Below are 13935 nucleotides of genomic sequence, written 5' to 3' on the forward strand. Positions count from 1 at the left end.
GTTTATTTATTGATGTTTTTCATCGCATCTTCAGCAGCCATTTGTGCTTCAATGTCTGAAATACTATAAACGTTTTCGCTAGCTACGCCAACTTCTTTTGGTTCCATGTTACGGTAACGAGCCATACCAGTACCAGCTGGGATGATTTTACCAATGATAACATTTTCTTTCAATCCAAGTAATGGATCTTTTTTGCCACGGATAGCAGCATCTGTTAACACGCGTGTTGTTTCTTGGAAGGATGCAGCAGATAAGAAGCTGTTTGTTTCCAATGACGCTTTGGTAATACCAAGTAAGACTGGACGACTAGTAGCAGGGACGCCACCAGCAACTAATGTGTCGTAGTTACGGTCTTTAAATTCTGCGATGTCCATTAATGTTCCTGGAAGGATTTCAGTGTCACCTGGATCCATTACGCGGATTTTACGTAACATTTGACGAACCATTACTTCGATATGTTTGTCGCCGATTTCTACCCCTTGCATACGGTAAACACGTTGTACTTCACGTAATAGGTAGTTTTCAACAGATAAAACATCACGAACTTGTAATAATTGTTTTGGATCAATTGAACCTTCTGTCAACGGTGCACCACGGTGGATGATGTCGCCTTCAGCAACTTTCATACGTGCAGTGTAAGGGACAGTATAGGTACGTGTATCTGTTTTTCCTTTGATGGTTACTTCTTTTTGACGTGTGGCAGGATCTTCAGAAATATCGATAACTTCACCGGTTACTTCTGTAATCACTGCTTGCCCTTTCGGATTACGTGCTTCAAAGATTTCTTGGATACGAGGTAAACCTTGAGTGATATCGTCACCGGCAACCCCACCGGTATGGAACGTACGCATGGTTAACTGTGTACCAGGTTCCCCGATTGATTGAGCGGCGATTGTACCAACTGCTTCTCCGACTTCAACGTCAGAACCAGTTGCCAAGTTACGTCCGTAACAGTGCTTACATACACCATGTTTTGTGTTACATGTAAAGACAGAACGGATGGTTACTTTTTCAATACCAGCGTCCACGATTTCTCTTGCAAGATCTTCAGTGATTAATTGATCCGCACCAATGATGATTGCACCAGTTTCTGGATGAACAACTGATTTACGTGTATAACGACCTAATAGACGTTCGTCTAATGGTTCGATAATTTCATTACCTTCACGAATTGCTTCGATTTCAAGACCACGGTCAGTGCCACAGTCGTCTTCACGAATGATTACGTCTTGGGCAACGTCAACTAAACGACGTGTTAAGTAACCTGAATCGGCTGTCTTCAAGGCCGTATCGGTCATCCCTTTACGAGCCCCGTGAGTTGAGATAAACATTTCTAAGACAGAAAGTCCTTCACGGAAGTTTGAGATGATTGGTAATTCCATGATTCGTCCATTCGGAGCGGCCATCAAACCACGCATACCAGCTAACTGTGTAAAGTTGGAGATGTTACCACGGGCTCCAGAGTCAGACATCATGAAGATTGGGTTACGAGCTTCCATACTTTCGATCAGTTTTTGTTGGATTTCGTCTTTGGCACCGTTCCAAACGCCGATTACACGTTCATAACGTTCGTCATCAGTAATTAAACCACGACGGAATTGTTTAGTAATTGTTTCAACTTGTTTGTGGGCAGCATCAATGATTGCTTGTTTTTCATGAAGAACCATGATATCGGCAATCCCTACCGTCATCCCAGCATAAGTTGAGTGTTTGTAACCTAAGTCTTTCATGCGGTCAAGCATTTTAGAGGTTTCCGTAATGTGGAATCTCTTGAAGACTTCAGCAATGATATTTCCAAGATTTTTCTTCTTGAATGGTAAAACTAATTCTTGCTCTTTAATGTGTGCAGGAATGTCTGTACCAGCTTCTACGAAGTATTTATCTGGTGTTTGAACAGTTAAGTTATAGTCTGTTGGTTCGTTCAAGTAAGGGAACTCAACAGGCATGATTTCGTTAAAGATGATCTTACCAACTGTGGTGATTAAGATTCGTTCTTTTTGCCAATCAGTAAATGGTTTGTCACCTAAAAGTGTTGTTTGAACCCCAATCCGTGAGTGTAAATGCACGTAGCCATTTTGCCATGCTAAAACAGCTTCGTTCATGTCGCGGAAGATCATGCCTTCCCCTTCACGGCCTTCTTCTTCCATTGTTAGGTAGTAGTTACCTAAGACCATATCTTGAGATGGTGTAACAACTGGTTTACCATCTTTCGGGTTCAAGATATTTTGGGCAGCAAGCATTAACATACGAGCTTCTGCTTGTGCTTCTTCGTTTAGAGGCACGTGAACCGCCATTTGGTCTCCATCGAAATCGGCATTGTAGGCTTCACAAACTAATGGGTGAAGACGGATCGCACGACCTTCAACAAGAACAGGTTCGAAAGCTTGGATCCCTAATCTATGCAACGTAGGTGCCCGGTTAAGTAAAACTGGGTGTTCTTGGATAACTTCTTCTAAGATATCCCAAACTTCATCTTCGCCACGTTCGATTTTACGTTTCGCATTTTTAATGTTTGTCGCAATTTCACGTTGTACTAATTCACGCATTACAAATGGTTTGAATAATTCAATCGCCATTTCTTTTGGTAAACCACATTGGTACATTTTTAAGAACGGACCAACGACGATTACGGAACGACCAGAATAGTCAACACGTTTACCTAGTAAGTTTTGACGGAAACGACCTTGTTTCCCTTTCAACATGTGAGAAAGAGATTTCAATGGACGGTTACCTGGTCCAGTAACTGGACGGCCACGACGACCATTATCGATTAAAGCATCGACCGCTTCTTGTAACATCCGTTTTTCGTTTTGAACGATGATGCTTGGCGCATTTAAGTCTAATAAACGTTTTAGACGGTTGTTACGGTTGATAACACGGCGGTATAAGTCGTTTAAGTCACTTGTTGCAAAACGACCACCTTCCAATTGAACCATCGGACGTAAATCTGGTGGAATAACTGGGATAACATCCATTACCATCCAGCTTGGTTGGTTACCAGAGGCACGGAAGGCTTCTAAGATGTCTAAACGACGGATGGCACGTGTCCGTTTTTGACCAGAAGCTGTTTTCAATTCTTCTTTTAATTGCGCAACTTCACCATCTAAATCGACGTTATCTAATAATTGTTTCACGGCTTCGGCACCCATAGCAGCTTTGAAGGCTTGGCCATATTGTTCACGTTTTTCACGATATTCGCGTTCCGTTAACAATTGTTTTTTCTCTAATGTTGTGTCACCTGGTTCGATGACAACGTATGAAGCAAAATAAATGACTTCTTCCAATGCACGAGGGCTCATGTCTAAAACAAGACCCATCCGAGATGGAATTCCTTTAAAGTACCAGATATGTGAAACTGGTGCGGCTAATTCAATATGTCCCATACGTTCACGACGTACTTTTGAACGAGTGACTTCAACGCCACAACGGTCACAGACAATACCTTTATAACGGATACGTTTATATTTACCACAAGCACATTCCCAGTCTTTGGTTGGACCAAAAATGCGTTCACAGAATAACCCTTCACGTTCGGGTTTTAATGTACGGTAGTTAATTGTTTCGGGTTTTTTAACTTCCCCATAAGACCAGCTTCTGATCTTTTCTGGTGAAGCAAGCCCTATTTGCATACTTTCGAATTTATTTACATCGATCAAAAGGAATTCCCTCCATTTCCTTATTTAGAGAAGCTGAGTCAGCAACTTGTTAGCAAATGGCAAGCATCACTTGAAAGAAGGTCTGACGACACTTGGAACAAGTAATGGCTTGCGCAGTTGCAACAAAGTCGCAGTTGAATCAACTCATCAGAGTGGTAGCGACAAATTAGTCTCTGTCTTCGGCTGTTTCAATTTCTTGAACAACGTCTTGTGCTTCTTCTTTCACGACTGATTCTGCTTCTTTTTCCAGCTGTTTCGCTGATTGTTGTTCCGCAAATTTGGTTAGTGCGTCAACGGTGATTAAATCATCATCGTCATCGTCCATATCGCGTAACTCAATCTCAGCTTCCTCAATGTCCAAGACACGCATGTCTAAACCAAGTGATTGTAATTCTTTCACTAATACTCGGAATGATTCAGGCACACCTGGTTTTGGAATTGGTTCACCTTTAACGATGGCTTCGTATGTTTTCACACGTCCGACAACGTCATCAGATTTGTAAGTTAAGATTTCTTGTAATGTGTAAGCAGCACCGTAAGCTTCCAGTGCCCAAACTTCCATTTCCCCGAAACGTTGTCCACCGAATTGAGCTTTACCACCCAACGGTTGTTGCGTAACAAGAGAGTAAGGTCCGATTGAACGAGCATGCAATTTGTCATCAACCATGTGGGCTAATTTAATCATATACATGACACCAACGGAAATACGGTTATCAAATGGTTCACCTGTACGTCCATCGTAAAGAACTGTTTTAGCATCGCTAGCCATACCAGCTTCACGAACAGTTTCCCAAACGTCTTCATCGGTTGCCCCATCGAAAACAGGTGTTGCGACGTGAATACCTAATTGGCGAGCAGCCATACCTAAGTGTAATTCAAGTACTTGTCCAATATTCATACGAGAAGGTACCCCTAATGGGTTCAACATGATATCAACAGGTGTTCCGTCAGGTAAGAATGGCATATCTTCTTCCGGCATAATACGGGAAACAACCCCTTTATTTCCGTGACGTCCCGCCATTTTATCTCCTTCGTGAATTTTACGTTTTTGAACGATATAGACACGAACTAACATGTTGACACCTGGTGATAATTCATCGCCAGCTTCACGAGTAAAGATTTTCACATCATGAACGATACCGCCGCCACCGTGAGGTACACGGAGAGACGTATCACGAACTTCGCGGGCTTTTTCCCCGAAGATTGCGTGTAATAAACGTTCTTCTGCAGATAATTCTGTGACCCCTTTAGGTGTGACTTTCCCAACTAGTAAGTCGCCATCTTGAACTTCAGCACCAATGCGGATAATCCCCATTTCGTCTAAGTCTTTCAACGCATCTTCCCCAACGTTTGGAATTTCACGGGTAATTTCTTCAGGTCCTAATTTTGTATCACGTGCTTCTGATTCATATTCTTCAATATGCACAGAAGTGTAGACATCGTCTTTAACTAAACGACGGCTCATGATAATGGCATCCTCGTAGTTGTAACCTTCCCATGTCATGAAGGCAACTAAGACGTTTTGCCCTAAAGCCATTTCGCCTTCTTCCATAGAAGGTCCATCCGCTAAAGTATCACCTTTTTCAACTTTTTCACCTAAGTGAACAATTGGGCGTTGGTTGTAGCTTGTTCCTGAGTTAGAACGACGGAATTTTGTAACCATATATTTGTCTAATGCGCCATTGTCGCGACGAACGCGAATTTCTTTGGCATCGACGAATTCTACGACACCGTCATGTTTACATAGTAGAGCAGCACCTGAGTCATGGGCTGATTTATATTCCATCCCTGTACCTACCCACGGAGAGCGTGGTTGAATTAATGGCACCGCTTGACGCTGCATGTTGGCACCCATCAAGGCACGGTTGGAGTCATCGTTTTCTAAGAAAGGAATACATGCTGTTGCGACTGCGACTACTTGTTTTGGTGAAACGTCCATGTAGTCAACTTTGTCTACGGCAACTTCTAAGTTTTCACTTTGTAGACGCGCCATAACAACATCATTGGCAAATGTGCCATCTTCATTTAAAACTGAGTTCGCTTGCGCTACGATATAATGGTCTTCGATGTCTGCTGTTAAGTAATCTACTTGATCAGTAACACGGCCTGTCGCACGATCAACACGGCGATAAGGCGTTTCGATGAAACCAAATTTATTCACTTTCGCATAACTAGATAAACTATTGATCAACCCGATATTTGGTCCCTCAGGCGTTTCAATTGGACACATACGACCATAGTGAGAGTAGTGAACGTCACGAACTTCATAACCGGCACGGTCACGAGTCAAACCACCAGGCCCTAAGGCTGATAGACGACGTTTATGGGTTAACTCACCTAATGGGTTTGTTTGGTCCATGAACTGTGATAACTGTGAAGAACCAAAGAATTCTTTGATACTTGCTACCACTGGACGGATGTTAATTAATTGTTGTGGTGTCAATGTTTCTGTGTCTTGAATAGACATTCTTTCACGAACCACACGTTCCATACGGGCTAAACCAATACGGAATTGGTTTTGTAATAATTCGCCTACTGAACGGATACGACGATTACCTAAGTGGTCGATGTCATCGACATTGCCGATATCTTCCATTAAGTTGAAGAAGTAGCTCATTGAAGCAACGATATCTGCTGGACGAACTGTTTTTACGCTGTCGTCTGGATAGCCGTTACCAATCACATTTACGATACGTTCAGGATCTTTTGGTGAAAGAACTTGAATCACTTGGATTGTCATTGGTTCAGTTACTACCGCATCTTCACTTGGATAGTAAGTTACGCTGTTTAAGCCGTTGTCAATGTATTCGCCTAATGTTTCCATGATTTGGTGTGTTAAAACCGTGCCTTTTTCGACAATGATTTCACCAGTTTCTGGATCAACTAGCGTTTCCGCTAAGGTTAAGTTTAATAGACGTGTTTTTAAGTCTAATTTTTTGTTAACTTTGTAGCGACCAACGTTTGCCAAATCATAACGTTTTGGATCAAAGAAACGTGCAGTTAACAAGCTACGTGAGCTATCTGCTGTTTTTGGTTCGCCTGGGCGAAGACGTTCATAAATGTCTTTCAAGCCTTCTTCTGTACGAGAATCACTTGCATTTTTGTGTAAATCTTTTTCAATTGTGTTGCGTAAGCTTTCGCTGTCGCCGAAAATTTCGAAGATGGTATCATCTGAACCGAAACCTAAAGCACGAACTAACACAGTTAAAGGAATTTTACGTGTGCGGTCAATCCGAACATAAGAAATGTCTTTCGCATCTGTTTCCATTTCTAACCATGCACCACGGTTAGGAATGACTGTTGAGCCAAAACCTTCTTTGCCGTTTTTGTCCACTTTTCCATGGAAGTAAACACCTGGAGAACGAACTAATTGGGAAACGATAACACGTTCTGCACCGTTGATGATGAAGGTACCCATTTCTGTCATTAATGGGAAATCGCCGAAGAAGACTTCTTGGGATTTAATTTCACCTGTTTCACGGTTGGTTAAACGTAATGTTACATGTAATGGCGCAGAATAGTTGGCATCATGTGCGCGGGCTTCTTCTACTGTGTACTTTGGTTCTTTTAATTCATAGTCAACAAATTCTAAGGATAAGTTTCCTTGGAAATCATCAATTGGTAAAATGTCTTCAAACATTTCACGAAGTCCCTCATCTAAAAACCATTGATAAGAGTCTGTTTGGATTTCAATTAAATTTGGTAATTCCAATACTTCACTGATACGTGCGAAACTTCTACGTTCGCGATGCTTTCCGTATTTTACTACGTGTCCAGCCAAGCTCTTCACCCCTCTAGTTATAAGTCTATCAAAACACCGATCCGAAAAATTACATTTACGTTACATATATTAAATATATGTAACAAAAAGCATTTTTTGCAGTTTTTAAGCAAAAAAAAACCAAAAATAGAACATGCTTCCGAAAAATTTTCTGGCGTTTCTACTTTTGTTTTCCTATAAAAAACCGGAACGGACAATATTTCGCTCCTGCTTCGTCACTTTCAGATAGTTTTTGCTCTATAGATTCTACTACCTTTGTCTAGAAAAGTCAAGGATTTCTTTAAGGTTTTCTTTTTCATAAAAAGGAGTTTTTTTGTAAAGGGTTTTAATGAAAAAAGGAGCCTGGGACAAAAATCACTTTGGATTTTTGTCCCAGGCTTAAAATCTTATAAACGGCGGGAACAGAACCAACTCCTTCGGAAATAAGCCGAAATTCTCCAAAAATTAAAGAGCACCGAGTAGGTATCATGCAACATCAACTCTTTCCTCGTTGTGTTTTATGACAATTTTCGGAAATTCCTTCTTATTGCTGAGAAACACTATTTGCAAAGCAAATAGATGTTGAACAGTACCTACTTGGTTCTCGGAGCTAAACGTTTCTGTCCCGACCTCATTTTTTCAACAACTAGAAAATATATTCAATTATTTGGTCAATTTTCGCCATATCTTTTAATGGCAAATGCTCAATTTGACTTAATTTTCTTTCAGTGAAGTCCAAAGATTTCAGTTGTGAGATCACTACTTGCCCATGGGTTTCTATGTCATCGGGCAACGTATATCGAGTGGGAATATTTTTAATGGTGGAAGTAATCGGGCAAATCACAGCAAACATGGTTTTCCGATTAAATTCATATCTTGACACGACTAAACCAGGCCGTCTCTTCTGAATCTCTTTACCTGCAGCAGGATCAAAATCAATCCATACAATATCTCCTTTTTTGGGAATGTACTTCTTTTCAACGTTCATTAAAAAAGTTCTCTCCCCTCAGGTGCAAGATCATGCCACTCATCTTTTTCATAATACTCACCTTCTGGACCTTCACTAAATGGATCCTGAATTTTAGGGACTAATGTAATTGTACCGTCGTCAGAATACATCACAATATATTCTTGGTCGACTTTTGGTTTTTTACCATTATCAGTGGGTAAAGTTAAAACGACCGAGCTTCCTTGTCTTCTTGATTTAGTTGTTAGCATGAAATCACTCCCTTCGCTTCATTATACTATGCCTTTGCAATGATGGAAAGAATTTTAAATCACACTTAATGTGACTAAGTTTACCCTATAATGCGTAATTATTTATTACGCATTTTCCCCAATCTTCTATTCACACAAAAAAACGAATGCAAAGATGCATTCGTTTTTGACTAACCGCCACCTAATAAAAAGTCTAGGACATTCATGCCGCCGCTTGTTTGGCTGCGGTAAAGTTCGGTGTAGCCGCATTGGGTACAGCTAATTGTAATAAATTTTTTATTTTGAACATCAAAAATTTTCGCAAAGTTCCCACCTGTTGCCTGAAATTGGTCCGACACATAGTGCATGTTGCCACATTTCTCACAAACATATTGTTGCTTTTCCATTCCCCTCACTCCTTCTCAATAAAACAAGTATAGCAAACGCCTGCTTCATTTTCCTCCATCCTAAGATGGATTTTTTCACTAGTTGACCAAGCCTTTTCCTTTCCGCTACAATAAGCATAACGAATCGGAGGAAAAAATATGTCGACAAAAAGCCAAGTCCTAACTTTATTGATGAAACAAACGCCCGCATTCCTTTCGGGCGAAGAGATGGCACAACGTCTATCCTTATCTCGCACAGCTATTTGGAAAGCGATTAATGAATTGAAAAAAGATGGCTATCAAATTACTAGCGTGCAAAACAAGGGGTATCGCCTTGAAAAATCAGATGTCCTTTCTGCAGAAGGCATTCAGTTGGCATTATGGCCCCAAACACCGCCTTTAACAATTACCGTCCTAGAAACATCTGAATCTACCATGACCGATGCTAAGCGGGCGATTTTAGACCAGACGCCCGACAATACTTTGATTGTTGCTGACATGCAAGAAATGCCGCGGGGCAGGTTCGGCCGACCATTTTTCGCTACGCCAGGTAAAGGGATTTACATGAGCATGGTGCTTCAACCGAACCAAAATTTTGAAGAAATCGCCCAATATACTGTGATTATGGCCGTAGCGGTCGCTCGAGCAATGGATGCTCTGGCAGGCGTTCACACAGAAATTAAATGGGTCAATGATCTTTATTTAAATGGCAAAAAAGTTTGCGGGATTTTGTCGGAAGCCATGAGCAATGTGGAAACAGGGCAGATTTCAAATGTCATCATCGGCATGGGGATTAATTTTTCAATTACAGAAACCGAATTTCCTGAGGACATTCGGCAGAAAGTGACTTCTCTTTTCCCAGATGGTGAACCGACAGCGACGCGAAATGAATTAGTCGCCAACATTTGGAATCATTTTTACCAAATTTTAGACGAACGTTCAACGAAAGACTTTTTAGAAGAATACCGACAACGCTCCTTTGTGATTGGCAAAGACGTCGCTTTTACCCAAAACGGGCAAGACTTCCGCGGCGTTGCGACAACCATTAATGGAAACGGGGAATTGATTGTCCAGTTGCCTGATGGTACGTCCAAAACGTTGTCTTCTGGGGAAATTAGTTTGGACCAGATTGGTGAATGGCGTCGAGGATAAGTGGGGAAATTTAGAAAAAAGAAAGCGGGACATCAGTCGTTTTGACTGATGTCCCACTTTCTACTTCTGAAAATAATCAGCTGAACAAAAGCAGCCCCTTCGAAAATAAGCCAAAATTGACTTTCTCACACAAGTGTTCGGCGTATCTTAATCCTTCCAAATGTTGAGAATCACGAAGAACGTAGTGATTTGATGATGAACAGGACCTACTTGGTTCTTGGCGCTAAACACTTTTGTCTCAGCCGCATTATCTTGATACCTGATTATTGAACATTAACATCTATCGCTTGATAAAATGAATTAATCGTGTCATTGATATCCCAAACGGCATAAATAACATGGTATCCTTTCCTATCAGCGGGAATATTTATTCTGTGTGTTTCTGTATCATTGACCATAAATCCTTGACCAGGAGGTAAATCTTGACCGATTGGTTGCCCTACTATGCCAATCAGTTCCATTTCGTCCATCGTTAATGGTGCATTAGGATTCCATCCAGGTTTCGTCATATAGTATCTAAAACGATTGGTCTTATGTTTTGCCGTCATCACCCATTTAAAATTATTCTCTCCTGTTGTTATATTACTTTTTACCCAACGAGTGGCTGTTTGTTCATCTAGTTTGGAATAGCTTGCTAATCCAGCTGAAGGCAACCTTCCATTTAATTGACCCGTGTCTAATAATTTAGTTGGCGCTTCAATTCCTTGGGGTGTCGTGATAATTTCTGGCTGTGAGCTGTCTTGACCAGGCCCCCATCCAAATCCGTTTGCTTCCGCATTTTTGACTCGACTGACTGGGCTATCAACATAGCCGTGTGCATAACTCTGCTGTGCATCTCCTAAAGCAAAAACACTGATCATCGTTGCGCCTACTGCAATTATGAATAACATCATTTTTTTCATGTATATCGCTCCCTTATAAGCAAAACCCTTCAAAAAACATGTAATCTTAATCAACTGAAACGTAAAATCTCCACAACATCATTTTTACTTTTTCGATAGCGACCATCAACTTTGTGCACAATTATTGTCGACATATTTATTTTAAATGAACTAGCAATTCAATAGCAACTGTCCGCCTTTTTTACTGAGAAAAACTTATAGCACTCTTATAAAAAATGTTTGTTTTTTAATTTATCATTATTGAACACCTACTATTTATAGCGATTAACCGAGAACAGCCTTGCCCACTCTTTTTTTAGAATGCTCAAGTACTGTTTTTTTTAACTGCTTCACTTCCCCACACCTTTAAATTTATTTAAAAAACAATAAATTTTCTTAAACTTCATTGTGAGAACCGCTGCATAAATTCTATACTTCTAGCGTTAGATAAAATAACCTTGTTAGGTGAGGCTCCTATCCAAACATAGGCTATTGCGCAGAAATGTCGAAAGACACCAATGTGTAAAACAGGAATGGTCGAATTAAGGCTCTTCTAAAAATAGCTAAGAGAAATCTTTACGTTGGATAGTGCTAAAGCTCAGACGATGAGAACCGATTGGCTTGCTGTGTCCTGTTTAGTCGCAAGCGCTTATTTACGATCGATGCTGGCTTAGTCTACTCTTTCAAGGGAAAAAGAAAGGGATTCTCATGCAAACATCGAATAAAAAATTTCCACTTTATGCCCTAACAACGCTTTGTTTTTCTTTCCTCACTTTGTTAGTGGCGGCTAGTCCAAATTGGTTTCAACAAATGGACGAAGCTATTTATCACATCAAATGGCAATTAAATGCCCCACTTTTAACAGCGGTCAATCTGTTAGCAAAAACTGCCACGATTGGACCAATGCTGCTATTCTTCTTATTATTGATGGTTTACCTTTTACGCAAAAAAGAAAAAATTCTAGCCTTTTGGGCTGTCAGTAACCTATTAGCTGTCGGCTTTTTAGGGAGCGTTTTTAAACATGTGGTGGGTCGGGCTCGACCAAACCTAGGCGCTTTAGCTGATCGAAGCTCTGCTAGCTTTCCCAGCGGACATTCATTATTAGCAATGGCGCTAGTCTGTACGATTTTGATCATTTTGGCCTATCTTCATGTCGAAAAAACCAAAGGCATCAAAATTTTCTTACTCACTTATTTAGTTTTGATTGTGTTAGGTCGCTTAATCTTACGCGTTCATTATCCTAGTGATGTCATCGCTGGGATGCTCCTAAGTTATAGCTGGATCAACTTTTCATTTCAAATTGTTCAACGTTATTTGCCGGCACCTGAACCAGAGGAAGCAGAAGTACCGACACAACGCCGGCGCCGCCATTCTCGTAAAAGAAAAAGTTTATTCGTGGTCTTTAGTTTAACCCTTTTATTTTTAGGCACACTTTCTGTTTCCGCTTACGGCGTCAGCATGTATCGTAATTTGCAAAAAACGGCGAACACCATGTATAAACCAAGAAAATCTTCCACGAAGAGTCCCGATTTAGCCAAAGGAGAACCGGTTAGTTTCTTAATTATGGGAATTGCGAATGACTCAAAACGCAAAACCGATTACCGCTCCAACGCCTTGATGGTGGTTACAGTGAATAATCAATTACAAAAAACTACCATCACCAGCATCCCGCGTGACTACTATGTGGAAATGGCTGGCACCAATGGCGAATACAATAAAATCAATGCGGCCCACGTTTTCGGTGGTGCCGATATGCAAATTAAAACGGTTGAAAATGTCTTGCACATCCCAATCAATCATTACTTTTCAATTGATATGGATGCTATGAAGGACCTTGGCGATGCGGTGGGCGGCGTCACTGTTGACAATGCCTTTGCTTTTGACGCTGAAGGGATTCATTATCCGAAAGGCAAACAGCATTTAGGGGGCTGGGAAGCTTTACAATACGCGCGCATGCGTTACGAAGACCCCGAAGGCGACTATGGTCGTCAACGCCGCCAACGAGAAGTTTTAATCGAATTAACCAACAAACTACTTTCTTTTAACAGCTTGCTAAAATATCAAGAAATTCTGGACGTAATCGGCGAACATGGCGAAACCGACTTATCCTTTGACCAAATGATGGCAATGCTAAAAAAATACACCCCCGCACTAAAAACGATTGAAACCGATCAATTAAAAGGCTACGATTACACTGGCGATGGCGTGACAGGGATTGAAGGTATTTCTTATCAACTTGTGGAAGAGAGTGAACGCCAACGTGTCGAAAATGCTATTAAAGAACAAATGAACCTCTCTACAAAAGACACTGAACAATCGCAATAACGACTAAAAAGCAGCGCCCCTTAATGAAAGGGGCGCTGCTTACTTTGGCTAGTTAGACGGTCATTTCAAAAATATTAATTTTTGTCACCGTTAGTAACGGCTCTACATCAGAGAGGTATGTTAGCGCATAGCTCTCTTTTCATTACCATTATAGTACAATTGCCTAAAAAATATATTGGAAACTAATTATTTTTTTGTTTTACATGGTATAATCTAAGTGTAGATAAGTTAACACGGAGGCAAGCGCACAGGAACATGCGCTTTGCGACGAGAATCGCAACGAAGTGAGAAGCGTAGGAGCAGATGCTTTCCCCTTTCGGTGGTGGTGCTTATGAATGTAAGTACTGAAATCTATGAAAGGAGAGGCCTTTTGTCTATCGCAGAAGCTTTAGCTCTGATGATTAGTTTCGGTTCTTTTATCGCAACGTTAATCTTCGGAATCCTAAAAGCTGTTAAAGAAGACAAGAAAAAATAACCGTCAACTTTAGCGAGCACGGTTATTTTTTATAAATCACTAAAAATCGCTACCGTCTGAAACGGCTCTACACTAGAGAGGTATGTTACAGCATATCTCTCTT

At 40.8% G+C, this 13935-nt stretch carries 9 protein-coding genes and 1 riboswitch; of the genes, 3 read left to right on the forward strand and 6 right to left on the reverse strand.

Translation table 11 applies throughout. The annotated features are described in order from the left end of the window. Positions 1-2: 2 nt before the first annotated feature. From rpoC to IGL93_RS12935, 5 genes are all read right to left on the reverse strand, one after another. Complete coding sequence (gene rpoC, locus IGL93_RS12915; protein WP_002354777.1) at positions 3-3656, reverse strand: DNA-directed RNA polymerase subunit beta'; 3654 nt, start codon at positions 3654-3656, stop codon at positions 3-5. A gap of 166 nt (positions 3657-3822) precedes the next feature. Then, positions 3823-7437, reverse strand: coding sequence for a DNA-directed RNA polymerase subunit beta (gene rpoB, locus IGL93_RS12920; protein WP_010712913.1), 3615 nt, complete (start codon positions 7435-7437; stop codon positions 3823-3825). 625 nt (positions 7438-8062) lie between these two features. Further along, on the reverse strand, positions 8063-8404 hold the full coding sequence (locus tag IGL93_RS12925; RefSeq protein ID WP_002360937.1) for a type II toxin-antitoxin system PemK/MazF family toxin: 342 nt from the start codon (positions 8402-8404) through the stop codon (positions 8063-8065). Then, positions 8404-8634 carry a type II toxin-antitoxin system PemI/MazE family antitoxin gene (gene mazE / locus IGL93_RS12930; protein ID WP_002354773.1) on the reverse strand — a complete coding sequence of 77 codons (231 nt, stop codon included), beginning with the start codon at positions 8632-8634 and terminating at the stop codon, positions 8404-8406. The genes IGL93_RS12925 and mazE overlap by 1 nt, the downstream gene beginning before the upstream one ends. Before the next feature lie 170 nt (positions 8635-8804). Continuing rightward, positions 8805-9020, reverse strand: a complete 216-nt coding sequence (locus IGL93_RS12935; protein WP_002354768.1) for a zinc ribbon domain-containing protein — start codon at positions 9018-9020, stop codon at positions 8805-8807. Between the two features lie 138 nt (positions 9021-9158). On the opposite strand from IGL93_RS12935, the gene IGL93_RS12940 reads away from it, so the two are divergent. After that, positions 9159-10151: a biotin--[acetyl-CoA-carboxylase] ligase gene (locus tag IGL93_RS12940; RefSeq protein ID WP_010776203.1), complete on the forward strand. Its 993-nt coding sequence runs from the start codon at positions 9159-9161 to the stop codon at positions 10149-10151. Between the two features lie 263 nt (positions 10152-10414). Here IGL93_RS12940 and IGL93_RS12945 read toward each other — a convergent pair whose 3' ends face one another. Then, positions 10415-11053: a lytic polysaccharide monooxygenase gene (locus tag IGL93_RS12945; protein WP_002375448.1), complete on the reverse strand. Its 639-nt coding sequence runs from the start codon at positions 11051-11053 to the stop codon at positions 10415-10417. Positions 11054-11482: 429 nt separating this feature from the next. Next, positions 11483-11649, forward strand: a riboswitch (M-box (ykoK) riboswitch). Positions 11650-11740: 91 nt separating this feature from the next. Here IGL93_RS12945 and IGL93_RS12950 point away from each other — a divergent pair. Together IGL93_RS12950 and IGL93_RS12955 are read left to right on the forward strand one after the other, a co-directional pair. Then, positions 11741-13357 (forward strand): phosphatase PAP2/LCP family protein, encoded by a 1617-nt coding sequence (locus IGL93_RS12950; RefSeq protein ID WP_002408396.1) that lies wholly within the window; start codon positions 11741-11743, stop codon positions 13355-13357. 331 nt (positions 13358-13688) lie between these two features. Beyond that, positions 13689-13832, forward strand: coding sequence for a putative holin-like toxin (locus tag IGL93_RS12955; protein ID WP_033628601.1), 144 nt, complete (start codon positions 13689-13691; stop codon positions 13830-13832). Positions 13833-13935 lie beyond the last annotated feature (103 nt).

Source organism: Enterococcus sp. DIV1328a (assembly GCF_050536905.1).
Lineage (GTDB): Bacteria > Bacillota > Bacilli > Lactobacillales > Enterococcaceae > Enterococcus > Enterococcus faecalis.